This is a genomic window from Amycolatopsis sp. NPDC057786 (genome assembly GCF_042797905.1).
Lineage (GTDB): Bacteria > Actinomycetota > Actinomycetes > Mycobacteriales > Pseudonocardiaceae > Amycolatopsis.
The window spans coordinates 1-24147 of record NZ_JBHVKW010000055.1 but is presented as its reverse complement, the minus strand read 5'-3'; the positions used below and the strand labels follow the sequence as shown (position 1 = coordinate 24147).

Here is a 24147-nt window from a genome sequence, read left to right as displayed (position 1 = left end):
GGCCCCTGTGCGGGAAGGCGAACTCGCGTGATTGAGCGGCGAACTCGCGTGATTGGGCGCGTAACTCACGTGATCAGAGGGCGAACACGCGAAAGTGCCCGCCGCGGCGAACCCGCGACGGGCACTTCCGGAACCGAAAGGACTTACTCGCCCTCGGTTTCACCGTTCTCTTCGGTCGAGCCGGCACCGATGCTCACCGGCGGGGCGTCCGGGACCGACGAGGGCCGGGCTTCGCCACGGAAGACGAAGTGCGCCTTGTCGTCCTTCTCGCCCTCTTCGTCGTTCCAGCCTTCGACGTCGACCAGGATGATCTGGCCGGCCTGGACCTCGCCGAACAGGATCTTCTCCGACAGCTGGTCCTCGATCTCGCGCTGGATCGTGCGACGCAGCGGCCGCGCGCCCAGCACCGGGTCGAAGCCGCGCTTGGCGAGCAGCGACTTGGCCTTGGGCGTGAGCTCGAGCTCCATGTCCTTCGCCTTGAGCTGCGTCTCGACCCTGGCGATCATCAGATCGACCATCTGGATGATCTGGTCCTTGGTCAGCTGGTGGAAGACGATGATGTCGTCGATCCGGTTCAGGAACTCAGGCCGGAAATGCTTCTTCATTTCCTCGTTGACCTTTTGCTTCATCTTCTCGTACCGGTTGGCGGTGTCGCCCCCCTGCGAGAACCCGAGCGAGACGGACTTGGAGATGTCCGAGGTACCCAGGTTCGAGGTGAAGATGAGCACGGTGTTCTTGAAGTCGACCGTACGACCCTGGCCGTCGGTGAGACGGCCGTCTTCGAGGACCTGCAGGAGCGTGTTGTAGATCTCCTGGTGGGCCTTCTCGATCTCGTCGAACAGCACCACCGAGAATGGCTTGCGCCGCACCTTCTCGGTCAGCTGGCCGCCCTCTTCGTAGCCGACGTAGCCCGGAGGGGCACCGAAGAGCCGCGAAGCGGTGTAGCGGTCGTGGAACTCGCCCATGTCGATCTGGATGAGCGCGTCGTCCTCGCCGAACAGGAACGCCGCGAGCGCCTTGGACAGCTCGGTCTTACCGACACCGGACGGGCCGGCGAAGATGAACGAGCCGGAGGGGCGCTTCGGGTCCTTCAGGCCGGCGCGGGTGCGGCGGATCGCCTGGGACACGGCCTTGACCGCGTCCTCCTGGCCGATGATCCGCTTGTGCAGCTCGTCCTCCATGCGGAGCAGACGCGTGGTCTCCTCCTCGGTGAGCTTGAACACCGGGATACCGGTCCAGTTGGCGAGGACCTCGGCGATCTGCTCCTCGTCGACCTCGGCGACGACGTCGAGGTCGCCGTCCTTCCACTGCTTCTCCCGCTCGCCCTTCTGGCCGAGGAGGGTCTTCTCCTCGTCACGGAGGCGGGCGGCGCGCTCGAAGTCCTGCGCGTCTATCGCGGACTCCTTGTCCCTGCGCACATCGGCGATCTTCTCGTCGAACTCGCGCAGGTCCGGCGGCGCGGTCATGCGGCGGATGCGCATCCGGGCGCCGGCCTCGTCGATCAGGTCGATCGCCTTGTCCGGGAGGAAGCGGTCGTTGATGTAGCGGTCCGCGAGGGTCGCCGCCTGCACCAGGGCGCCGTCGGTGATGGAGACGCGGTGGTGCGCCTCGTACCGGTCACGGAGACCCTTCAGGATCTCGATGGTGTGCTCGAGCGACGGCTCGCCGACCTGGATCGGCTGGAAGCGGCGCTCCAGCGCGGCGTCCTTCTCGATGTACTTGCGGTACTCCTCGAGCGTGGTCGCGCCGATCGTCTGCAGCTCACCACGGGCCAGCATCGGCTTCAGGATCGACGCGGCGTCGATCGCGCCCTCGGCGGCACCCGCGCCGACGAGCGTGTGCAGCTCGTCGATGAACAGGATGATGTCGCCGCGGGTCTTGATCTCCTTGAGCACCTTCTTGAGGCGCTCTTCGAAGTCACCGCGGTACCGGGAACCGGCGACCAGGGAGCCGAGGTCGAGGGTGTAGAGCTGCTTGTCCTTCAACGTCTCGGGCACCTCGCCCTTGACGATGTTCTGCGCGAGCCCCTCGACGACGGCGGTCTTGCCGACGCCGGGCTCGCCGATCAGGACCGGGTTGTTCTTGGTGCGCCGCGACAGCACCTGCATGACCCGCTCGATCTCTTTGCCCCGGCCGATGACCGGGTCGAGCTTGCCTTCGCGGGCCTGCACGGTCAGGTTGCGGCCGAACTGGTCGAGCACCAGCGACGACGACGGGGTGCCTTCACCGCGTCCGGAACCGGTCTCGGCCGACTCCTTGCCACCCTGGTAGCCAGACAGCAGCTGCAGGACCTGCTGACGCACCCGGTTGAGGTCCGCGCCGAGCTTGACGAGCACCTGCGCGGCGACGCCCTCACCCTCGCGGATCAGCCCGAGCAGGATGTGCTCGGTGCCGATGTAGTTGTGGCCGAGCTGCAGCGCTTCGCGCAGGGACAGCTCAAGCACCTTCTTGGCCCGCGGGGTGAAGGGAATGTGCCCGCTCGGGGCCTGCTGCCCCTGGCCGATGATCTCCTCGACCTGCTGGCGGACGCCCTCCAGCGCGATGCCCAGCGATTCCAGCGCCTTGGCGGCGACACCTTCACCCTCGTGGATCAGACCCAGGAGGATGTGCTCGGTGCCGATGTAGTTGTGGTTGAGCATCCTGGCCTCTTCTTGGGCCAGGACGACCACCCGCCTCGCGCGGTCGGTGAACCTCTCAAACATGTGCACTCCCTCGACTGCTGCGACGGCGGCCCGTTTCCATCGTGCTTTCACCGCGATGGATTCAGCACCGTGAGACCACTCTAGTAGCCATGCGGTCGCGCTGGCGTACCACTACGGCTGATTGCGGCCCGTTCGCGCCCCGGCCGTTCTCCGGCCGTGCGCTCTTTCATCTTCCGGTTGCCCTGCACCTTTACGTCAAGCCCAACGTGCGAAGGCGCGCCCGGATTCCGCCGGACGAGCGTTGTCCGCTGAGCGCGAACACGGGCCCGCCCAGTGGATGGACACCCGTCCGGAGTAGTCACGATCGTATGTAAGGTTAGCCGTACCTAATGACGGGAGGGCGGCGTGTCACATCTTCGGACGCTCGCGTCACCCGAAGGCGGACTCCGGGCCTCCCTCTCCAGGATGCCCGAGGACGCCCGCCTCCGCCTTGACGTCCCGGCGGACGAACCGGGCTGGGTCCGTTGCGGCGACCTGCTCGGCGAACCGGACCGGCTCGTGCGGTGGCGGGAGCGGCTCGCCCGCTGGCTGGCCGAGACGTACCCGGAGGCGGCCCGGATCCCCGAACGGACCCCGGCGAAGTGGATCGTGTCCTGGTACCTGCACGTCCCGGCCTTCGCCGGCGCGATGCTGCTCCACCACGGCCGCCGCGTCCCGTCGCTGGCGCCGTCCGCGCTGGCGTTCCATATCGGCGCCGACCGGCCCCATCCCGACTCCGTCGCCGTCCTCGGTGACGGTTTCCACTGTCTGCCGACCGACCCGGACTCCGCGCATCCGGGTGCCGTCGTGGTCCCGGACGAGCGGACGCTGGCGACGGTGCTGCGGGGCAGGTTCGTCGCCCACGCGAGCCGGTTCATCGACGTCTACGGCCCGCTGACGAGGCTGGGGCGGCGGCAGTTGTGGGCGGCCGCCACGGACGCGCTCGACAACGCGCTGTGGTCGGCGGGACGGCTGGGCGGGACACCGGAATCCGAGTGCGCCGGCGTCGCGGACGCCGCTTTGGTCCTCGAAGCCCGGTTCCCGCCGCTGACATCGCCGTCGAAGCTGACGCAGGCCATGGGAGCCGACGGGCGCCGCGAGTGGATGAGAAACCGCGAAAGCTGCTGCTACAACTATCTGCTTCCCGCGGAATCGGAGTGCGTCGGCTGCCCGAGAGTTCGTTAAGGCCTCCAGCCGGGATCACGTCCCGTCGCGCCCAAGGCGCGCTCGAACGTCGTCGCGTCATCCGCGACGGTCACTTCTTCGCCGTACACCTTCATCGCACGCGCCTGATCACCGATCTCCAGCGCGATGGCGTACACGGCGTCGGCGACTTCGGGGAGAACGGTGAACTCCGCGCCGGTCGCCCTGGCGAGGTCCCAGGCGTGGAAGACGAACTCGTCCAGCACCATGTACCCCGCCATCGACGCGGGCATCGGGTTGCCGCCGAAGGTGGTCTGCCCCTGCCACGCCTCAGGCGCGCCGAAGACGTCCACGAGGCGCGCGGTCTGCTTTTCGATGCCATCGAGCCATTCGTCGCCGACGAGGTCCGCCTCGGCCTCGCCGGAGGACACCTCGGGCGGCGCGGCCTTGCGCCCGGCGGCTTCGAGCCAGGGGCCCCAGTAGAGAAGGTGGTTCAGCAACGCGCGGACGTCGTATTCGGCGCACGGCGTCCGCGCGGAGAGGTCGGACTCGCCGATCCCGCGCAGGATTGCGGTGAATTCCGCGGCGGCGGGGGCGATCAGGGCAGCGTGTTCGGACATGAGGGCATGAGTTCACGGAACCCTGTGCGCTGTCTTGAAGAAACACGACAGGGTTGGGCCGTGTCCGGCATAGATTGATCCGGTGAGCGGGCACCGGATCCCGGCGGGGATCGTCAACGCGCGGGAGGCGAAGTTCAGCCTCGTCCGGCATCGCCCCACGCCTGCGCTGCGCCCGTTCGTCGACCACCACTGGGTGTTGCGCTGGGACCTGAGCGGCCGTCCGCCCCATGAACAGGTGGTTCTGCCCAATCTCGCGGTGAACGTCACGTTCTTCCGCGACGCGGCAGGCGCGTTCGGCCCTGGGAAACGACCTTTCCGCTACACCGTCGCCGGCACGGACCACGGTATCGGCGTGCGATTCCGGCCGGGGGCTTTCCGGGCATTCCTCACCGGTCCGGTCTCGATGATCTCCGGCGGTTCCGTTCCGCTCACCGATCTCTTCCCCGGTGCCGGATCGGTGACGGAATCGGTACGGAATGCGACGGACGACTTCGAAATGGTCCGCCGCTGCGAGGAACTGCTCCTCGCGAAAGATCCGGTGCTGACCGCCGCGGCCAGGACGGCCGTCGAAGCGGTCGAAACAATCGCGGCCGATCCGGCCATTACCAGAGTCGGCGAGCTGTCAAGCCGGACGGGCCTGTCTCACCGAAGCCTGCAACGCCTGTTCGCCGAACATGTCGGCGCCGCCCCCAAATGGGCGATTCAGGTATACCGCTTGAACGACGCGGCGGCACGGATCGCCGCCGAGGAACGGCCGGACTACGCGGAACTGGCGACCGCGCTGGGCTATAGCGACCAAGCGCACTTCATCCGGGATTTCCGCTCCGTGACCGGATGGGCGCCCACCGAGTACGCCCGCTTGAACCGTGTACAAGAACAAGAAAGCCGCCGGGAACGGATTCCCGGCGGCCATCAGGTCTGAAAGACCTCAGTTCTTCTTGTGGTAGGCCTCCACGACCTCGGACGGGATACGTCCGCGGTCGGAAACCTGGAAGCCGTTCTTGCGGGCCCAGGCGCGAATGGCCTGGTTCTGCTCGCGGTCCACGGTCGCGGGACGGGCGGCGGCCTTCACACCGGCGACCGGACGAATGGCGGTGCGCTTACGGCCACCCGCACGGCGGGCGTGCTCCACATACTGGGCCAGCGCGTCACGAAGCTCTTCCGCGTTTTCCGCGGAAAGGTCGATCTGGTAGCTCACACCGTCCAAACCGAACTCGACGGTCTCTTCCGCCTCGGTGCCGTCGAGGTCGTCGACGAGCGAGACGAGCACCTTCTGTGCCATCTGTTTCCTCCTGCTGGGGGCTTACACGAATGATCTGGTACGGGGCATGCCCCGGACAGAAGACTTTGTCTAGCGACATTAATACCCGCTACCGAGACATAACGCAAATCTTGTTTACGAGAACGATCGAGGTATCTGTCACGCGGACGGGTTATTCGGGTCGGACGAGCGGGAACAGGATGGTCTCCCGGATACCAAGGCCGGTCAGCGCCATCAGCAACCGGTCGATCCCCATTCCGACACCACCGCTCGGTGGCATTCCGTACTCCAGCGCACGGAGGAAATCCTCATCCAGGTTCATGGCCTCACTATCGCCCTGCGCGCCCAGCCGAGCCTGTTCCACCAGCCGCTGACGCTCCACGACGGGATCGACCAGCTCGGAGTATCCGGTGGCCAGTTCGAATCCGCGCACGTACAGATCCCACTTCTCGGCGACCCCCGGCTTGCTGCGATGTTGCCTGGTCAGCGGGGATGTCTCGACCGGAAAATCACGGACAAAAGTAGGTTCGTGGAGATGATCGCCGACGAGATGTTCCCAAAGTTCTTCGACGAGTTTGCCATGACCTAACTTTGGGTCGAGCTCCAGCTCTCGCGCTTCGGCATAGGAACGCAGCTTGTCCGCCGATGTCTCGGGAGTGACCTCTTCCGACAACGCCTCGGACAACGACTCGTACATTCCGAGTGTGGTCCACTCGCCGGACAGGTCGTACTCCGAACCGTCGGCGAGAGTGACCACCTGAGTACCGAGAACGTTCTGCGCCGCCTCCTGGATGAGCTGGCGCGTCATCACCGCGTTGGAGTCATAGGTCGCATACGCTTCGTAGTACTCCAGCATGGCGAACTCGGGCGAGTGCGACGAGTCGCTGCCCTCGTTCCGGAAGTTCCGGTTGATCTCGAAGACCTTCTCGATACCGCCGACCACACAACGCTTGAGGTACAGCTCCGGCGCGATCCTCAAGTAGAGGTCGAGGTCGAAGGCATTCGAATGTGTGACGAATGGCCTTGCCGCCGCGCCGCCGTGCAGCGTTTGCAGCATCGGGGTCTCGACCTCGAGGAATCCCCGGCCGTGAAACGAGTCACGCAGGGAACGCAGCACACCGGCGCGGGTACGGACCACGTCCCGCGCCTTGGGACGCACGATCAGATCGACATAACGCTGCCGGATCCGCGTTTCCTCGGCGAGATCTTTGTGCGCCACGGGCAACGGGCGCAATGCTTTCGACGTGATCCGCCACGAGTCCGCCATCACGGAAAGCTCACCGCGCTTGGAGGTGATGACCTCGCCGGAGACGAATACGTGATCACCGAGATCGACATCGGACTTCCACGCCGCGAGCGCGTCCTCGCCGACCTTCGCGAGGCTGAGCATCGCCTGCAACTCGGTGCCGTCGCCTTCACGGAGACTCGCGAAACACAGTTTGCCGGTATTCCGCATGAACATGACCCGGCCGGTGACGCCCACGATCTCGCCGGTGGCGGTGTCCGAGGGAAGACCGGAATGCTTCTCGCGCACTTCGGCCAGCGAGTGCGTCCGGGGCACCTCGACCGGATACGGATCGATACCCTCCGCGATTATCCGGTCGCGCTTGTCCCGGCGCACCCGCATCTGTTCCGGCAGGTCTTCGTCGGGGCTCACGCCCTCGGATGCGGGGATTTCAGTCATGGCGCACAGCGTACGAACCCGCCGCTTCCCTACGCCAACCGGATTACCTTTTCCGGGTCCGGACCGGCCGGTTTTCTGTCCTTTAACCTTGAGCGCGTGAACTCATCGAGTCCCGGCATCGAACCCGAACTGCACGCCCGCCGCGCCGCCTCGTTCGGTGCGAGAGCCGCCGCCTATGCCGCGCATCGGCCGGACTATCCGGAAAAGGCACTGGCCTGGGGGCTCGCCGGCGCCCGGCACGCGCCGGAACGGGTACTGGATCTCGCGGCCGGGACCGGCAAGGTCAGCGAAGGGCTGCTCGCGCTGGGGGTCGAGGTCACCGCGGTGGAGCCGGACGACCAGATGCTCGCGGAACTGAAGAAGGCGCTCCCCACCGTGACCCCGCTCATCGGGACGGCCGAGGAGATCCCGCTGCCCGGCGGTTCCGTCGACGCCGTGGTCGTCGGCCAGGCCGTCCACTGGTTCGACCTCGACCGGGCGTATCCGGAGATGGCCAGGGTGCTGAAACCGGGAGGCGTCGTGGCCGCGCTGTGGAACCACGACGACGACGAGTCCGCGGGCTGGCTCGCCGAGTTGAACGCGTTGATCAAGACCTCGATGAGCAGGCGCTGGCTGAGCGACTACGAATCGTTGCCGGAACACGAGGCCTTCGAGCCGTTCGAGAAGAAGACCTTCGGCCACAAACAGTCGAGGACCGCGGAGACCCTGGTGGCGACTCTCGCCACCCATTCGCACATGCTGGTGGCGTCGGCGGAGGAACGCGAAGCCAAACTTCGCACGGCGCGGGAATTCCTCGACCGGCACCCGGAAACCGCCTCGGGGGAATTCGACCTGCCGATCACCACCACCGTCTTCCGGGCGCGTAAGCGATGACCGACTGGAAGGCGACGTTCACGGCGACGTTCGGTGCTCCCGCGTCGGCGGTGTCCGCGCGGATCTGGGCCGAGGTGTACGGCGACGAGTACCCCGCCGAGCTGGACACCTACAGCTTCGTGACCCGGACCGACCTGCACCGCATCGCGGCCGAGGCGCACCTGGAGCCGGGTGGGCGGCTGGCCGACATCGGCTGCGGGCGCGGCGGCCCCGGGCTGTGGGTCGCCGCGCGGACCTACGCGACGCTGACCGGCGTCGACATCGCGGAGACGGCGCTGGCGTCGGCGCGGCGGCGCGCGGAGGCGATGGACATCGAGGCGACCGAGTTCCTGGCCGGCGGTTTTCAGGACACCGGACTGGACGACGCGTCGTTCGAAGCGGTGATGAGCGTCGACGCGCTGCTGTTCGCGCCCGACAAGCGGCGTGCCTGCGCGGAGTTCGCGCGGATCCTCGTGCCCGGCGGGCGTCTGCTCGTCACGACCTGGGACTTCGACGGGCAGCCGGTGAACCGGCCGCCCCAGGTGGCCGACCACCGGCCGCTGCTGGAAGCGGCGGGATTCGACGTCCTCACCTACGAGGAGACGCCGGACTGGCGAGCACGGCAACGGCGGACCATGGAGCTCTCGCTCGCGCGGGTGGAGGAATTGGCCGAGGAATCGGGGCAGGACCCGGCGCAGCTGCGGGCGAGCCTCGAACAGACCCTGCGGAACCAGGACCTGATGACGCGGCGGGTGCTGATGGTCGCCTCACGCCGGTGACGGAAGGCGTGACTCGCGTGATTGGGCACGTAACTCGCGTGATTGAAGGCGTAACTCACGAGTTACGTGTCTGATCACGCGAGTTACGACTCTGATCACGCGCGGGACGTGGCGCGGTTCCGCTCGTAGACCAGCCGGAGGCCCAGGAGCGTCAGATCCGGGACGTGCTCGGTGATCGTCTCGGACTCGCCGAGCACCAGGGGCGCGAGGCCGCCCGTCGCGATCACCGCGACCGGCTTCGCCCCGCCGGGCGCGAGTTCGCGCTTGATCCGCTTCACCAGCCCGTCGACCTGGCCGGCGAAACCGTAGAGGATGCCGGATTGCAGGCATTCCACGGTGTTCTTCCCGATCACCGACCGCGGCGGCACCAGTTCGACCTTGCGCAGCGCCGCGGCCCGCGCGGCCAGCGCGTCGACCGAGATCTCGATGCCGGGCGCGAAGGCGCCGCCGAGGAACTCGCCCTTGGCGGAGATGGCGTCCACATTGGTCGAAGTCCCGAAATCCACCACCACACAAGCGGTGTCCGGATGCAGATGGTGCGCGGCGAGGGTGTTCACCAGCCTGTCCGCGCCCACCTCCTTGGGGTTGTCGACCAGGAGCGGCACACCGGTGCGCACCCCCGGCTCGACGACGATCTTCGGCACTTTGGCGTAGTACCGCGAAAGCATGACGCGCAGCTCCCGCAGCACCGCGGGAACCGTGGACAGCGCGCTGATCCCGGTGATCGCGTCCGCGTGTGAGCCGAGCAGGCCGCGCATGGTCAACGCGAGTTCGTCGGCGGTCATGCGCGCGTCGGTGCGCATGCGCCAGTCACCGATCAGGTCCTGCCCGGCGTACAGGCCGAGCACGATGTTGGTGTTGCCGACGTCGACCGTGAGCAGCAAGGGCTCAGCTCTCGGCGTGCAGCAGCGCGTCGAGACGGCGGGCGTCGGCGGTTTCGGCGACCGGGAAGGTCATCGTGTCGTCGTCCGCCAGCGTCACGGTGCCGCTCAACAGACCGGAACCCTCCGGCGCGTGCCCGGGGTTGGCGCCCTTCTCGACGATCCGGTTGTCCGCGTCGACGAAGACGACCCGCGGCCGGAACGCGGCCGCCTCGGCGTTCTCCATCTGCGCGTACGAAATCAGGATCACCAGATCGCCGGGGTGCACCAGATGCGCCGCGGCACCGTTGATGCCGAGCACCCCGCTGCCGCGTTCGCCCGCGATCACGTACGTTTCGAGCCGCGCGCCGTTCGTGACGTCCACAATGGACACCTGTTCGCCCGGCAGCAGATCCGCCGCGTCCATCAGGTCCTCGTCGACGGTCACCGAGCCGACGTAGTGGAGGTCGGCCTGGGTGACCGTCGCCCGGTGGATCTTCGATTTCAGCATCGTGCGGTACATCGTGGACTCTCCCTATTCCCCTGCGTCCAGCGCGTGTTCCGGATGGTCCGCGGCGGCGCCGAGCACCACCGGGACGTTGTCGATCAGCCGGGTACTCCCCACCCTGGCCGCGATCAGCAACCGCGCCTCACCGTCCACGGGCGCGGGCCCGAGGTCGGTTCCCCTCAATTCCAGATAATCGACCTCGACCGCGGGACGCGCGGCGAGGGTCTGCCTGGCGGTCGCCAGCACGGCTTCCGCGCCGTCGCGTCCGACGAAGGCACCCGCGGTGAGTGCCGCCGACAACACGATCGCGTCCTCGCGCTGTTCCGGAGTCAGGTAGACGTTGCGCGAGGACAACGCCAGCCCGTCGCGTTCCCGTACCGTCGGCACCCCGATGACGCGGGTGTCGAAGTTCAGGTCACGCACCATCTTCTTGATCAACACCAGCTGCTGGTAGTCCTTCTCCCCGAAGAAGGCGTAGTCCGGCCGCACGATGTTGAACAGTTTCGCCACCACGGTCAGCACGCCGGCGAAATGCCCCGGCCGCACCGCGCCTTCCAGCTCGTCGCCGAGCGCGCCGGGGTGCACCGTGATGGTGGCCCCGTCGGGATACAGATCCGACGCCTTGGGCAGGAAGCCCAGCTCGACGCCGTCCTCCTTCAGCACCTCGAGGTCCTTGTCCAGCGGACGCGGGTACGCCTCGAAGTCCTCGCCCTCCCCGAACTGCAGGGGGTTCACGAAGATCGACGTCGCGACGACCGTGTTCGGCAGCCGCTTCGCGCGGCGGATCAGCTCACGGTGCCCCGCGTGCAGTGCGCCCATCGTGGGCACGAGCGCGACCTTGCGGCCGACGCCGTGCAGGGCACGCGTCACCTGGCTGACCTGCTCGGGCGGCTGGAAGGTGTGCAGCGTGCCTCGGGCGAATTTCGGTGTGGTCACTGGTTTTGCTGCCCTTCGGCGGGATCTGCGGGATCACTGAGGATTTCGGTGAGCTCGGCGGCGGCCGAAGCGTCCAGGAGCCCGGCGGCGTCGCCGCGCGCCAGCGTGCGCTTGGCCAGCGCGCGGTAGCTCGGGGCGATGTCGGGGCCACGTTCGGCCAGCACCGCGAGATGCTTACGCACGGTGCCGAGATCACCACGGGCCACCGGCCCGGTCAGCGCCCGGTCCCCGTGTCGCAGAACATTATCCAACGCCGCCGACAACAACGGAGCCACCAGGCGTTCGGGCTGGGCGATTCCCGCCTCCCGCAACAGTTCCGCGCAGTCGGCGACCAGTGTCATCAGGTGGTTCGCGCCGTGCGCCAACGCCGCGTGATAGAGCGCTCGCGCCTCGTCAGGGACCCGGACGGGCTCCGCGCCCATCTCCACGGTCAGCGCTTCGCCGACGTTCCACGCCGCTTCGTCACCCTCCGTCGCGGTGACACCGACGCTGCAGGTGGCCAGCCTGTCGAGGTCTTCGGCGCGGCCGGTGAAGGTCATCACGGGGTGCAGGGCCAGCGGCAGCGCCCCGGCCTCGGCGGCGGGCGCGAGGACGTCGATTCCGTGCGCGCCGGAGGTGTGCACGACGATCTGCCCCGGCCGGAGGGATCCGGTGGCGACGAAACCGCGCACCATCCCGGCGAGCGCGTCGTCCGGAAGGGCCAGCAGGACCAGGTCGGCACGGCGGGCGACCTCGTCGGGCGGCAGGAGGGGCACGTCGGGGAGCAGTTGCTCCGCCCGGCGCACGGAGGCGTTGGAAAGGCCCGAAGCGGCGACGACCGTGTGCCCGGCCCTGGTGAGCGCGGCGCCGACGACACTGCCGACGCGCCCCGCGGAAACGACGCCGACGGCCAGGCGAGCGGGCCTCATCATGGCGTGCGCCAGTGGACGCTCATGGTCGAAAACTCCTCAACTCGTTCCAGTCCCGCTCTGCGGTCGCGGGTACCAGACGACGGCGCGAGGGTAACCCTCGGGCACGGGTCTGAACCGGCCCCCGTGACCAGCTTCACCTGACAGTGGTCATCCGCGCGGCGCGCCGTCGGCCAGCCGCACGGCCTCGGCCCGCGACGTCTTGAGCACCTGGAGCAGCTCACGTTGCCGCTGTTTCGCGTCGTCGGTGAGCTTCCGTCCGCGCCTCAGGAACGCGAGCTCGGTCACGCTGGCCTGGTACCGGCCGACGGCCTTCGCCGCCTCCCGCCCCGACTGCTTCCGCGCCTGTTTCCGCCACGACCGCCGTCCGGAGAGGCTGGCCAGCAGCGCGACCTCGGTCGGGGCGATCCAGCGCGCGTCGACCATCATGGGCAGCGCCGCCGCGACGATCCGCTGCTCACGGCGTCGCTGCATCACCACCACCGAGAAGACCCCGATGAACAACGGCACCATGATCAGGAAGTAGACGTTCAGGAAGGTCTTCGCGCCGCCGAGCAACGCGGCACCGTTCCACAGCGCGTGCAGCAGCACCGCGACCACGTAGCCGCCGATCGGCGCCAGGACCCGCAGCGAGCGCACCTTGCTGCTCGCGGCGATGCCGAGCCCGATCCCGGTCATGACGGCGAACAGCGGATGGGTGAACGGCGAGAGCACGCCGCGGAGGAAGAACGCCGCGAGCACACCGGCGCTCGTGCCGTCGCCGAAACCGTGCTCGGCGAAGGCACGGCCGAAGTAATAGATGTTCTCGGTGAAGGCGAAACCCGCCGCGGTGAACCCGGCGTAGACGATGCCGTCCACGACGCCGTCGAACTCGATCGGGCGGCGCCACCACAGCAGCAGGATGAAAGCGGCCTTCGCGGCCTCCTCGACCAGCGGCGCGGAGACCAGGCCGCTGATCTTGCTGCCGGCGCCCGTGCCGAGCAGCAGTTCACCGACGGCCTCGGCACCACTGTTGAGCAGCAGCGCGATGATCGTCGCGACACACGCGCCCCAGACGAAGGCCAGCAGCAGGAGCTTCGGCGGTTCCGGTTCCCAGCGGTCGACCCACAGGAACGCGGTGACCACCACGGCGACCGGCACCAGCGCCGCGAGCACGCCGATCCCCACCGCGAGCGGGCCGACCTTTTCGGTCACCGTGCCGAAGACGAACAGTCCGCACAGCGCGACGGCGATCAGCCCGAGCACCGGCAGCAGCACGGTGATCGACCGAGACCGGCGGATCCGGTCGGGGCCGGGCGCCGGGGAGGAAGGCTCGCTCACAGCGGGTCACCCTACCGTCGGTACGCGATCAGTCTTCGGCGCGCCGCCTGCGCCGCGGAGTGGATTCGTTCGCGCCGTTGGCGGCGAGCAGATCCATCACCGACCGGCCGGACGCGTGGGAACCCGCGGCGGAGTCCTCCGGACGGCTGTGCGAAGACCCGTTGCGGGACGGCTCCTCGTCGTCCGGCTTCGCCCGCCTGCCGCCGTGACGGCCGCCGGTGGACTCGGTGCTCTGCCAGGCCGGGGGCTCCCCGTCCGGACGGCGGCGACGGCCGCCGCCGGTGGGCTCGGGAACGTTCGGGGCCGGGGTGAGCGAAACCGAGGAGTCTTCCGCCGCGCGACGACGGCGTCCACCGCCGCCGTTCTGCGCCAGGCGGATCTCTTCGGGCAGCGTCGGGTTGACCGCGGGCGGCTCCTCGGCGGGCGGCGAACCGTGCCGCGACGGCGCCTCGGCCGCCGGACGACGCACCGGTTCCGGCTCCGGCTTCCGCACGGGCTCGGCCCGGCGAGGCGGTTCGGACACGGCCGGGATCGACGGCGGGGTCGGCGGCTCCGGCTCACGGCGCGGCTCCGGCCTCGGCTCGGGACGCGGTTCCGGCCGGGGCAGGGACGTCGAGGGCTGCGGCTGCTGGGGCTTGGGACGCAGCCGGTCCTGGAAGTCGTCCTTCCTGGGGAACGCGGCGCTCAGGTCGGAGACCGGGCGCTCCTGCGTCCACGACGGCTTCCACTCGCCGGTGGCCTCCATCGGCTCCGGCGCGGCGGGCTTGTTCGCGGGCGGCGGCGTGCCTCCGGCCGGACGGGACCGCTCGACCGGCTTCATACCGGGGCGGGTCAGGCCGAGCTCGCGGTTCGGGCGGGGACGGTCCGGCTCGACCTTCTTCACCGGCTTCGCCTGCACGGGGGGCTTCACCGGCGGCGTCTGCTTCCGGGTCTGCTCGTCGGGCCGCGTCGCGGGAGGACGCTGCACGGTGCCGGCGTCGAGCCGCTGCTGCAGCGAAGTCTGCTGCGGGCGGCGGGGCGGTTCGTTGCGCTGGGGCTGCCGGGCGACGGTGGGCATCGACGGCTGCGAGACCTCGGAGCGCGACACCCCCGGCATGGACGGGCGGGACACCTCGGCGGGGGTCACCGGCGGCGGGGTCTTGCGCTGGGCGTCGACCCTCGGCATCGGCCGGGAGACCTCGGCGGGCGACATCCCGGGGTTCGACAGCTCCATCCGCTCACGACGGGCGGCTTCGGCGGCGAGCGCTTCGGCCGCCTTCGAGGCGCGGGCGTCCGCCTTGCGCATACTGCGGCGAGTCGACTCGTCGACCGGCTTCGGCCGCTGGACCTGATTGTTCTGGCCGTAGCCGTTGGTGCCGTTGACCTGGCCGTTCGACGGTTTACGGCGAGCGGCGGGCGGCGTCCCGGCCCGCGCGGAAGCGGGTTCGAGGACGCGGTCGATCATCTCGGTCGGGCGGTCGCGGTCACGCTCGTCGACGTCGATCGTGGTGCTCTTGGCCGCCATGAGCTGGGGTTTTCCGTTGCCGTTCTCGGACCCCGCGCTCATCAGCTGCTTGTTGTCGAGGGACCGCATCCGGGTGGCCTGCGCGGTGAGCGCGACGCGTTCGAGGAGAACCTCGCCGCCGAAGAGCGACTGGAGGCTTTCACGCAGAGCGCTCACCTCGGCTCTGAGCGCTTCGAGCTCCTCCTGGGAGCGGCTCTCGGCGGCCTGCCGGGTCTCCGCCTCGATTTCGAGCTCGAACTCGCGGCGGGCGGCGATCTCGCGTTCCAGTTCCAGCTCGTAGACGGCCTGCGCCTCGGCGACGGCGTCCTCGCTCTGTGACACGTGCTTGCGGTAGCGGACCGCCAGGAACGCGCCGATCAAGGCGGCCCACAGCGCCGCGACGATCCCCAGACGCAAGTAGCGGAGGTCGTCGGAAAGCACCAATGCGAGAGTCGCGCCGACGGCGAGAACCAAGCCGACGACAAGCCACGGCCTACCCGCAAGGCGGCCGCGCGAGTCGTCACCCACCCCGGTCATGCCCAACACCGTACCTTCTAGTAATCCGAACGAGACCTAGTCGGTACTTCGAGCGGTGGCTCCCGAGCGTTAACCGGTCGGCTCGGGATCGCTGTCCCGATCACCGCCCTCGGGGGTCCGGCAGCAGTGTTCGAGCCATAAAGCCGCAGCTACCAGCGCCGCCGAGCTGACGATCCCGACCGTCGCCGAGCGGAGATCGCCGCTCGCCGCGAGGAGTTCGTCACGTCGCGGAAAAAGATACGCGAAAGCCGCGAGCCAGGCGCCCGTCATGGCGGATCCGGCGAGCGAAGAGGCCTTGGCGAGGGCCACCGATCGGGCGACGGAGATCGCGGCGAGCACACGGCCCTCCTTGATCCGCGACCGGATGATGAAGGCGAGCACGAACTCGCAGAGCGCGAGGACGAGCAGCGTGATTCCGGCGAAGAGCGGGAGCGCGGGGATGGATCCGTAGGCGACCTGGAAGACCAGATAAGCCAGGACCAGACCCAGGAGGCCGGCCACCGCCAGCTCACGTGGCCGGGTGAAGTGCATGGTCCAACGCTACCTGGCAGGCTTGACTCTCCACCAACTGGAGAGTCGACGATGAAGCATATGGGCACCGCAGCGGTTTTCACCATCGGGGAGCTGGCCAAACGGACCGGCCTGCCGGTGAAGACCATCCGCTTCTACTCCGACGAGGGGCTCCTGCCGCCGACCGACCGCACCGGCTCCGGCTACCGGCTCTACGACGCCACCGCGATGGCGCGCCTTGAGCTGGTCCGGACGCTGCGGGAGCTCGGGCTCGGCCTCGCCGACGTGGAGCGGGCGCTGACCAGGGAAGCGACCATCGGGGACCTCGCGGTCCAGCACGTCGCCGCCCTGGACGAGCAGATCCGGCGGCTGGAACTGCGCCGCGCGGTCCTGCGAGCGGTGGCCAAACGGGACTCACCACTGGAGGAGGTCGAACTGATGAACAAACTCGCGTCGATGTCGGACGAAGACCGCAAACGTTTGCTCGACGAGTTCTGGGCGGAAATGGTCGAGGGGCTCGAACTGGACCCGGAGTTCTACGAGCGGATGCGCTCGGCGAAACCGGAACTCCCCGACGACCCGACGCCCGAGCAGCTGGAGGCCTGGATCGAGTTCGCCGAACTCGTGCAGGACGAGGAGTTCCGCGCGTCCATCCGCCGGATGAGCGAGTGGCACTCGCAGCTCCGGAAGCAGGACGGAGCGGACTTCGGCGCGAAGCAGCAGGAGCTGTGGATGGCGTGGAGCGCGAAGGCGACCGAAGCGCTCGAAGCCGGCCTCGCGCCGGACTCGGCCGAGGGGCGCGAGCTGGCGGAGACGATCTTCACGCAGTCTTCGCGGAACGGCCGGGACCCGGCCGATCCCGCCTGGCGGAAGCGGCTGACCGACGGGATGGCGATCAGCTCCGACCCGCGCGCCGAGCGGTACTGGCTGCTGCTGGGGAAGATCAACGGCTGGCCGCCGTTCCCCTCACAGATGGCGCAGGCCGAGTGGATCATCGCCGCCCTGCGCTCGGCGCTGAAGTAGCAAGGGACCTTTGCTACCACTCCCGCATTTAGTCGACCAATTGCCTGGCCGACGGGCGCCGGGTGGGCGTTGCGAAAACCACTTTCGCAACGTTGAAGGTTGCGAAAGTGGCTTTCGCAACCTCTCCGGGGTCGCCGCCCCTCGCAATCAGGCGACTAAACGCGGTGGTTCGCATCACGAACCACTGGGGGCTTGGCCGTGACCGTGTGGGTTTTGGGGCGTCAGGTGACCAGAAATCCACACAGTCCCCCCACTTCCGGGGCCGGGACCGAACGCGAGGGCGCGTTTCGTCCTCTGGATGCGGTGGTTCGTATCGCGAACTACCGCATTCAGAGGACGAAACGCGTCAGCCGGACGGAGTCACGGTCCGAAGCGGGACGGGCGGCGAGGAGGTCGGCGACGGGACCGTAGCCGGGAAGTACCGCGTCGGGCTCGATCTCCAGCCAGGGGATCAGCACGCTCGCGCGCTCCGGCGTGCCGGGATGCGGAAGCAGCAACTGGGGGTCGTCGGAGCGAACCCCGTCCACGGTCACTATGTCGACATCCAGCGTGCGCGGACCCCACCGGAGTTCGCGCACGCGCTCCGCCGCCTGCTCGGCGGCCTGCCCGGTGCGCAGCCAGTCCCAGTGATCACGCGCCGGGTCGTCGACCAGGACGACGGCGTTGAGGAAATCCGGCTGGTCCTCGACACCCCACGCCTTGGTCTCGTAGACCGACGACACCGCGACGACCGCGGGCCGGACCGCGTCGACGGCGGACTGAAGGAACGCGAGCCGGTCCCCCAGGTTGGAACCGAGCGAGAGCAGCGCGCGGCTCATCGCTCCCGCCGCACCGTGACCGCGACGTCGTCGAAGTTCAGCGGGATGGGCGCGGACGGCTTGTGCACCGTCACCTCGACGGCGGTCAGCCGCTCGTCGCGCAGCACCTCGTCGGCGATCTTCCCGGCGACACTCTCGATGAGGTCGTACGGCTCGCCCGCCACGATCCCGGCGGCGAGTTCCGCCAGTTCGCCGTAGTGCAGCGTCTTGGTCAGATCGTCGGACGCGGCGGCCGGGCCGAGGTCCAGCCACACCACGATGTCGACGACGAACTCCTGCCCGTCCCGCTTCTCGTGGTCGAAGACCCCGTGCCTGCCGAAGACCCTCAATCCGGTCAACGTGATCCGGTCAGACAACGGGACTCCCCTTCCGCCAAGCCGCCGCGACGGTCACGGCGTCGATGCTCGCGCCGACCTCGTGCACCCGCACTCCCCAGGCGCCGGCCGCCGCGGCGAGCGCGGACACGGCCGCGGTCGCGTTCTCACGACCGTCCGGCGGAGCGGGCTTTCCGTCCTTTCCGGACAAAAGTCGCCCCAGGAACCGCTTGCGCGATGCGCCGACGAGAACCGGGAAACCCAGTGACAGAACGGAATCCAGGCCGTTCAGCAACGCCCAGTCGTGCTCGGCGTTCTTCGCGAACCCGAGCCCGGGGTCGAGCACGATCGCACCGCCGTCGACACCGGCGGCGAGCGCTTCGTCCACTCGGGACACCAGTTCGGCGCGCACGTCCACGACGACGTCCTCATAGGACGCCAGCGCGTTCATGTCCTTGCTGTGCCCGCGCCAGTGCATCAGGACATACGGGACACCGGTCTCGGCGGCGACCTTCGCCATGTTCGGATCGGCCAGCCCACCGGAGACGTCGTTGATGACGGACGCGCCGGCCTCGACCGCGGCGAGGGCGACCTCGGCCCGCGTGGTGTCCACGGACATCGCGACACCGTCGGCGGCGAGCGCGCGGATCACCGGCATGATCCGGGAAATCTCGGTTTCGGCGTCCACCCGGGACGCTCCCGGCCGCGTCGACTCCCCGCCGACGTCGATCAGATCCGCGCCGCGCGCCCACATCTCGTGCGCGTGCTCCAGCGCCTGCTCGACACCGAGGTAGCGGCCACCGTCCGAAAAGGAATCCGGGGTGACGTTCAGAATGCCCATCACCGCGCACCGGCCGGGCCGGGGCAGGGCGGTCATCGACGGCCCTTGATCAGATCCAGCGCCTCCGCCCGCGAGGACGCCGAAGTCTGCAGCAGCCCGCGCACGGCGGACGTCGTCGTCCTCGCGCCGGGCTTGCGGATGCCGCGCATGGCCATGCAGAGATGCTCGGCCTCGACCACGACGATCGCGCCGCGGGGCTCGAGTTTGCGCATGAGCGCGTCGGCGACCTGGGAGGTGAGGCGTTCCTGGACCTGCGGGCGCTTGGCGTAGAGATCGACGAGGCGGGCCAGTTTGGACAGGCCGGTGACCTTGCCATGGCTGTTCGGGATGTAACCGACGTGGGCGACACCGTGGAAGGGCACCAAATGGTGTTCACATACCGAAAACAGCGGAATGTCCGTCACCAGCACGAGTTCTTCGTGTGCCTCGTCGAACGTGCGGTCCAGGACGTGGTCCGGTTCGGTGTAGAGCCCGGCGAACATTTCCCGGTAAGCGCGAGCGACCCGGGCCGGGGTCTCCAAGAGACCGTCCCGGTCCGGGTCCTCACCACAGGCGAGCAGGAGTTCGCGTACGGCCTTCTCGGCCCGGTCCTGGTCGAAGACCGGGCTTGCGCCGTTACCGCTTGGTGTCGTCCTGTCCGTCGTCACGCCGTTGCTGTCCTTCGTCCTGCTGACCGCCGGGCTGGTCAGCGAACCAGCCGTCACGCGGGCGGTCTTCGGCGGGACGCCAGGGCTGGTTCGGCTGGCCGCCCGGCTGCGTGGCCGGGGTCCATCCGGGAGGAGCCCCGTAGTTCGGCGGGCCGCCAACGGGCCCACCCTGGTAACCGCCTGCCGGACCGCCCGGCTGCTGACCACCATATGCCTGGGGCCAGTGAGCGGTGCCGTTCGGCCCACCGTTGGGGCGACCACCGTTGGGGTAGGCGCCCGGCGGCGGCGGAGCGTACGGGTTCGCGTTCGGGTCCGGCGGCGGAGCGGGCTGCGCGTACGGCGGGCCACCGGGAAGGTCGCCGCCGCCCTGCGCGGTGCCGACCGGGGTCGGCGCCGGCTGCAGCACCGGCTGTTCCTTCTTCTCCTCCGGCGGAGGCCACGGCTCGCCGCGCTCCATGGCCAGCTCGCCGGGGGTCTTGATCGGCGGCTTGTCGGACGGCTTGCGGTCGCCGAACTCGTTGAAGATGGTGATGTGCGGGCGCTTCTCGACGGTCGCGAAGATCCGCTCGAGGTCCTTGCGGGTCAGCGTCTCCTTTTCGAGGAGCTCGATGACCAGCTCGTCCAGCACGTCGCGGTAGGTGCTCAGCACGTGCCACGCCTCGGTGTGCGCGGTCTCGATGAGCTTGCGCACCTCCTCGTCGATCTCGTGCGCGACCTCGAGCGAGTAGTCCGCCTGGCGGCCCGCCGAGCGGCCGAGGAACGGGTCGCCCTGCTCCTGGCCGTACTTGACCGCGCCGAGCCGTGCGCTCATACCGTACTCGGTGACCATCGCGCGGGCGATCTTCGTCGCCTGCTCGATGTCGGAGGAGGCACCGGTGGTGGGCTCGTGGAAGACGAGCTCCTCCGCCGTCCGGCCGCCCATCGCGAAGACCAGGCGCCCGATCATCTCCGAGCGGGTCATCAACTCCTTGTCGTCCTCCGGGACGAGCAGGGCGTGACCGCCGGTGCGCCCGCGCGGCAGGATCGTCAGCTTGTAGACCGGCTCGATATCCGGCATCGCCCACGCGGCGAGCGCGTGCCCGCCCTCGTGGTAGGCCGTGATCTTCTTCTCCTTCTCGGAGATGATCCGGCTCTTGCGGGCGGGGCCGCCGACGACACGGTCGACGGACTCCTCCAGCGCGGCGTCGGTGATCACGTGCCCGTTCTGACGGGCGGTGAGGAGCGCGGCCTCGTTGAGCACGTTCGCCAGGTCCGCGCCGGACATGCCGACGGTTCGCTTGGCGAGGCTGCTCAGGTCGGTGCCCTGCGCGATCGGCTTGCCCTTGGCGTGCACCTCGAGGATCGCCTTGCGGCCGCGCATGTCCGGCGCGGACACCGGGATCTGGCGGTCGAAGCGGCCGGGGCGCAGGAGCGCCGGGTCGAGGATGTCGGGGCGGTTGGTCGCGGCGATCAGGATGATGCCGCCGCGCGCGTCGAAGCCGTCCATCTCGACGAGCAGCTGGTTCAGCGTCTGCTCGCGTTCGTCATGGCCGCCGCCGAGGCCGGCGCCGCGCTGGCGGCCGACCGCGTCGATCTCGTCGACGAAGATGATGCAGGGCGCGTTCTGCTTGGCCTGCTCGAACAGATCGCGGACTCGCGAGGCGCCGACACCGACGAACATCTCGACGAAGTCGGAACCGGAGATCGTGTAGAACGGCACGCCCGCCTCGCCGGCGACGGCTCGCGCGAGCAGCGTCTTACCGGTACCGGGCGGCCCGTAGAGCAGGACGCCCTTGGGGATCTTCGCGCCGAGCGCCTGGTAGCGCGCCGGGTTCTGCAGGAAGTCCTTGATCTCGTACAGCTCTTCGACGGCCTCGTCGGCGCCCGCGACGTCGCCGAAGGTCGTCTTGGGCATGTCCTTGTTGAGCTGCTTGGCCTTCGACTTGCCGAAGTTGAGGACGCGGTTCCCGCCGCCCTGCGCGTTGTTCATCATCCACATCAGCAGGCCGAGCACGAGCGCCAGCGGGATCGCGAAGATCAGGATCTGGGTGAGGACGTTCTGCTGGGTGACCTTGGTGGTGAACTTGACCGGGTTGTCACCGCTCTTCAGGCCGATGAGCTGGCCGTAGATGGTGCCCGCGACGTTCGCCGGGTACTGCGCGATGATCTGGTCGACCTGCTGGCCGTCGACCTCGATCTTCTTGTTCAGCAGCAGCTTGATCTGCTGCTCCTTGTCCTCTTGCGAGGCTTCCTTGACGTTGTTCGCGGTGATCTGCTGGTTCGCGATCGAGATCGGCACCTGGGTGTAGCCACGATCACTGTCGAAGATCGTGTTGTATGCGAGAAACGCCAGTACCGCCGCGAGAATCCAGAGCACTGGGTTCTTGAGCACGCTCTTCCGGTTCATACGACTCGGCCCTGGTGGCCTCGACCCTTCCTGGTTGGGCGGCTCCTGTGATACCCGCCATCACGATCTTGACGACCCATGGTGCTCCGACACCCGCCCCTCAGGATACCGCCCGCCTGGACGGATGAGGGTGGTGAGCCTCTCGGACGTAAACGGCGGACGTCGCGCGAGGGTTCCCGGAGCGGAGCCCTAGCGTGTGTCCACCGCCACACCGGCGGCCATTTCACCCAGCCGCATCCGGAGTGTCTTGACGTCGGCGGGCGAGACGGTGACCCACTCGCGTCCGTCCGGACCGGCCTGTGACGTGCTGAGATAGCGTCCGCTGGCGGTGTCGAACCAGCCGAGGACCCGTGACCGCTGCTTGGCGCCCACGTGGGACCGGCTGTTCGCTGCGAGCTGACCGCCGCGCAGCCTCGGCTGGCCGGTGAGCTTGCCGAACGCCTCGCGCGGGTCCGCGGTGATGCGTTCACTGAGCGAGACGCGCGCCTTGTCCTTGCGTCGGGGCTTCGCCGCTTCGGGCTCCTCGGCCTGCTTCGTCGGGTTGATGGCGGCGCGGATCGGCTCGGTGCGGCGGGCGTCGTCGATCGGCAGCGTGACGGACGCCTCCGAACCGCGCTGTCCGGGGGGCAGCAGGTCGACGACCGCTGTCGGGAGCCCGTCGGCGGGTGCCTCACGCAGCCAGATCCCGGACTGGTCCTGGATCGCGATCACCGCGTCGCGGCCGTCGGTGGCGCCGAGCACAGCGACGGTCGGGGCCTGGAATTCGGGGATGTGCAGCGCGTCGATGGTCAGCGAACCGCGGGCGAGGAGGTACAGCCAGTCCTCGATCCGCCGCTCCAGCCTTCCCCTGCCGTCGCGGATGCCGCGGGCCTGGAGTTCGTTGTCGACGCGCTGGCGCAGCGCCCGGCGTTCGAGCTCGGTCGCTCCGTGCGACCGGACGCGCAAGGGGTATGGCAGGTCGCCGAGCTCGGCGGACTCCCAGAGGAAGTCGAACGCCATCGGCGTGAAGTGTTCCTGGTGCATGTGCTCCGTGCCCTCCCGGCACCTCGGCTTCATGGGCCTCGGGACGCCCAGAGGTTCACGATAGCGAAGGGGTACGACGGTCGGCGGCCGGATGCGGGAAACGTCCGCGGCCTGGCGCCGGGAGATGCAATGAAAGGCTCTTTACTTGCAAATTTTGCAAGTAAAGAGCCTTTCATTGCACGCGAAGGGACCTGAAACTCAGTGCGCGGGCGAGGCTTCGGAAGCGATCTTCCCCAGCAGCTCCGTGAGCCGCTGCCGCAGCGTCGCCGGGTCCGCGGGGGCGACGGTGATCCAGTCCCGCCCGTCGGAACCGCGGGTGGCCTGGGTGAAATACCGGCCGGACTGCGTGTCGAACCAGCTCAGCACCGAAGACCGGCTCCGCGTGCCGTGTTTGCTGCGCGCGTTGGCACCGAACTGGCCACCGCGAAGCCGCGGCTGCGCCTGGAGCCTCGACAGGGCCTTGCGGTCCTCGTCGGACGTCGCCGAGCCGTCGATCTGCGGCTGACGACGCTGGAGGAAGTCCGCCCCCGAAGCGCCGACGAGCCCGTCCAGCGGGAGGGTGATCGACTTCTCCGTACCGCGCGTCCCCGGCGGCAGGAGGGAGACGATCGCGCTCGCGAGGCCGTCCGGGGCGATGGGGTGGAAGTGGAAACCGCGCGGGTCCTGCACCGTCAGCAGGCCCTGGCCGCCGAGTAGCGACGCGACCGCGAGCAGCGGTTCGGTGTTGGGATTGTTGAGCTGGACGCAGTCCAGGCTCAGGTCCGGCCTCGCGAGGACACCGAAGTAGTCCTCGATATGCGGCTCGGGACGTCCGCGCTCGTCGGCGAGGCGGCGCTGGTTCAGCGACTGGAGCGTCTGCGTCCGCAGGGCGGCACGCTCGTCCATGGTCGCCCCGTGCGAGCGGAGCCGCAGCGGGTACGGCAGCTCTCCGGCGTTCGCGCCCTCCCACAGGAAGTCCAGCTCGACCGGGGTGAGCAGGTCACCGTTCGCCATCTTCCGCCCCCAAACAAGTC

At 68.7% G+C, this 24147-nt stretch carries 23 protein-coding genes; 5 read left to right on the top strand and 18 right to left on the bottom strand.

What is annotated here, in order from left to right; genetic code table 11:
* Positions 1 to 143: 143 nt before the first annotated feature.
* Positions 144 to 2702 (bottom strand): ATP-dependent Clp protease ATP-binding subunit, encoded by a 2559-nt coding sequence (locus ACFVM3_RS25295; RefSeq protein WP_378442310.1) that lies wholly within the window; start codon positions 2700 to 2702, stop codon positions 144 to 146.
* Between the two features lie 345 nt (positions 2703 to 3047).
* Between ACFVM3_RS25295 and ACFVM3_RS25290 the strand changes: the two genes are divergently transcribed.
* Positions 3048 to 3866, top strand: coding sequence for an iron-sulfur protein (locus tag ACFVM3_RS25290; RefSeq protein ID WP_378442308.1), 819 nt, complete (start codon positions 3048 to 3050; stop codon positions 3864 to 3866).
* Here ACFVM3_RS25290 and ACFVM3_RS25285 read toward each other — a convergent pair.
* Positions 3863 to 4444 carry a TIGR03086 family metal-binding protein gene (locus ACFVM3_RS25285; RefSeq protein ID WP_378442306.1) on the bottom strand — a complete coding sequence of 194 codons (582 nt, stop codon included), beginning with the start codon at positions 4442 to 4444 and terminating at the stop codon, positions 3863 to 3865. The genes ACFVM3_RS25290 and ACFVM3_RS25285 overlap by 4 nt on opposite strands.
* A gap of 82 nt (positions 4445 to 4526) precedes the next feature.
* Between ACFVM3_RS25285 and ACFVM3_RS25280 the strand changes: the two genes are divergently transcribed.
* The gene (locus ACFVM3_RS25280; RefSeq protein ID WP_378442304.1) at positions 4527 to 5366 is read left to right on the top strand and encodes a DUF6597 domain-containing transcriptional factor; all 840 of its coding nucleotides are present in this window, start codon (positions 4527 to 4529) and stop codon (positions 5364 to 5366) included.
* A gap of 6 nt (positions 5367 to 5372) precedes the next feature.
* Here ACFVM3_RS25280 and ACFVM3_RS25275 read toward each other — a convergent pair whose 3' ends face one another.
* The gene (locus tag ACFVM3_RS25275) at positions 5373 to 5726 is read right to left on the bottom strand and encodes an Lsr2 family protein (RefSeq protein ID WP_005165380.1); all 354 of its coding nucleotides are present in this window, start codon (positions 5724 to 5726) and stop codon (positions 5373 to 5375) included.
* A gap of 151 nt (positions 5727 to 5877) precedes the next feature.
* On the bottom strand, positions 5878 to 7389 hold the full coding sequence (gene lysS, locus ACFVM3_RS25270) for a lysine--tRNA ligase (protein ID WP_378442302.1): 1512 nt from the start codon (positions 7387 to 7389) through the stop codon (positions 5878 to 5880).
* A gap of 96 nt (positions 7390 to 7485) precedes the next feature.
* On the opposite strand from lysS, the gene ACFVM3_RS25265 reads away from it, so the two are divergent.
* On the top strand, positions 7486 to 8262 hold the full coding sequence (locus tag ACFVM3_RS25265) for a class I SAM-dependent methyltransferase (RefSeq protein ID WP_378442300.1): 777 nt from the start codon (positions 7486 to 7488) through the stop codon (positions 8260 to 8262).
* On the top strand, positions 8259 to 9020 hold the full coding sequence (locus tag ACFVM3_RS25260; protein WP_378442298.1) for a class I SAM-dependent methyltransferase: 762 nt from the start codon (positions 8259 to 8261) through the stop codon (positions 9018 to 9020). The genes ACFVM3_RS25265 and ACFVM3_RS25260 overlap by 4 nt, the downstream gene beginning before the upstream one ends.
* A gap of 95 nt (positions 9021 to 9115) precedes the next feature.
* On the opposite strand, the gene ACFVM3_RS25255 is transcribed toward ACFVM3_RS25260, so the two are convergent.
* The 7 genes from ACFVM3_RS25255 to ACFVM3_RS25225 all read right to left on the bottom strand — a co-directional run bounded on the left by ACFVM3_RS25255 (position 9116) and on the right by ACFVM3_RS25225 (position 16103).
* Positions 9116 to 9904 carry a type III pantothenate kinase gene (locus ACFVM3_RS25255; protein WP_378442296.1) on the bottom strand — a complete coding sequence of 263 codons (789 nt, stop codon included), beginning with the start codon at positions 9902 to 9904 and terminating at the stop codon, positions 9116 to 9118.
* A gap of 4 nt (positions 9905 to 9908) precedes the next feature.
* Positions 9909 to 10403, bottom strand: a complete 495-nt coding sequence (gene panD, locus ACFVM3_RS25250; protein WP_016337767.1) for an aspartate 1-decarboxylase — start codon at positions 10401 to 10403, stop codon at positions 9909 to 9911.
* A 12-nt stretch (positions 10404 to 10415) separates the two neighbouring features.
* Positions 10416 to 11324, bottom strand: a complete 909-nt coding sequence (gene panC / locus ACFVM3_RS25245; RefSeq protein WP_378442294.1) for a pantoate--beta-alanine ligase — start codon at positions 11322 to 11324, stop codon at positions 10416 to 10418.
* The gene (locus ACFVM3_RS25240; protein WP_378442354.1) at positions 11321 to 12247 is read right to left on the bottom strand and encodes a Rossmann-like and DUF2520 domain-containing protein; all 927 of its coding nucleotides are present in this window, start codon (positions 12245 to 12247) and stop codon (positions 11321 to 11323) included. Before ACFVM3_RS25240 ends, panC begins: the two co-directional genes overlap by 4 nt.
* 135 nt (positions 12248 to 12382) lie before the next feature.
* Entirely contained in the window at positions 12383 to 13552 is a 1170-nt protein-coding gene (locus ACFVM3_RS25235) for a PrsW family intramembrane metalloprotease (RefSeq protein ID WP_378442293.1), read from the bottom strand.
* Positions 13553 to 13580: 28 nt separating this feature from the next.
* On the bottom strand, positions 13581 to 15572 hold the full coding sequence (locus tag ACFVM3_RS25230; RefSeq protein ID WP_378442291.1) for a DUF6779 domain-containing protein: 1992 nt from the start codon (positions 15570 to 15572) through the stop codon (positions 13581 to 13583).
* Positions 15573 to 15641: 69 nt separating this feature from the next.
* Complete coding sequence (locus ACFVM3_RS25225; RefSeq protein WP_378442289.1) at positions 15642 to 16103, bottom strand: DUF3180 domain-containing protein; 462 nt, start codon at positions 16101 to 16103, stop codon at positions 15642 to 15644.
* 60 nt (positions 16104 to 16163) lie between these two features.
* On the opposite strand from ACFVM3_RS25225, the gene ACFVM3_RS25220 reads away from it, so the two are divergent.
* Entirely contained in the window at positions 16164 to 17105 is a 942-nt protein-coding gene (locus ACFVM3_RS25220; protein ID WP_378442287.1) for a MerR family transcriptional regulator, read from the top strand.
* A 329-nt stretch (positions 17106 to 17434) separates the two neighbouring features.
* On the opposite strand, the gene folK is transcribed toward ACFVM3_RS25220, so the two are convergent.
* The 7 genes from folK to ACFVM3_RS25185 all read right to left on the bottom strand — a co-directional run bounded on the left by folK (position 17435) and on the right by ACFVM3_RS25185 (position 24127).
* Positions 17435 to 17923: a 2-amino-4-hydroxy-6-hydroxymethyldihydropteridine diphosphokinase gene (gene folK / locus ACFVM3_RS25215; protein WP_378442285.1), complete on the bottom strand. Its 489-nt coding sequence runs from the start codon at positions 17921 to 17923 to the stop codon at positions 17435 to 17437.
* Complete coding sequence (gene folB / locus ACFVM3_RS25210; protein ID WP_020632060.1) at positions 17920 to 18279, bottom strand: dihydroneopterin aldolase; 360 nt, start codon at positions 18277 to 18279, stop codon at positions 17920 to 17922. Before folB ends, folK begins: the two co-directional genes overlap by 4 nt.
* Positions 18272 to 19114 (bottom strand): dihydropteroate synthase, encoded by an 843-nt coding sequence (folP, locus tag ACFVM3_RS25205; RefSeq protein WP_378442283.1) that lies wholly within the window; start codon positions 19112 to 19114, stop codon positions 18272 to 18274. Before folP ends, folB begins: the two co-directional genes overlap by 8 nt.
* The gene (folE, locus tag ACFVM3_RS25200; RefSeq protein WP_378442282.1) at positions 19111 to 19725 is read right to left on the bottom strand and encodes a GTP cyclohydrolase I FolE; all 615 of its coding nucleotides are present in this window, start codon (positions 19723 to 19725) and stop codon (positions 19111 to 19113) included. Before folE ends, folP begins: the two co-directional genes overlap by 4 nt.
* Positions 19694 to 22111, bottom strand: coding sequence for an ATP-dependent zinc metalloprotease FtsH (gene ftsH, locus ACFVM3_RS25195; protein ID WP_378442280.1), 2418 nt, complete (start codon positions 22109 to 22111; stop codon positions 19694 to 19696). The genes folE and ftsH overlap by 32 nt, the downstream gene beginning before the upstream one ends.
* Positions 22112 to 22300: 189 nt before the next feature.
* On the bottom strand, positions 22301 to 23134 hold the full coding sequence (locus ACFVM3_RS25190; RefSeq protein ID WP_378442278.1) for an ESX secretion-associated protein EspG: 834 nt from the start codon (positions 23132 to 23134) through the stop codon (positions 22301 to 22303).
* Between the two features lie 198 nt (positions 23135 to 23332).
* Positions 23333 to 24127 carry an ESX secretion-associated protein EspG gene (locus tag ACFVM3_RS25185; RefSeq protein WP_378442352.1) on the bottom strand — a complete coding sequence of 265 codons (795 nt, stop codon included), beginning with the start codon at positions 24125 to 24127 and terminating at the stop codon, positions 23333 to 23335.
* Positions 24128 to 24147 lie beyond the last annotated feature (20 nt).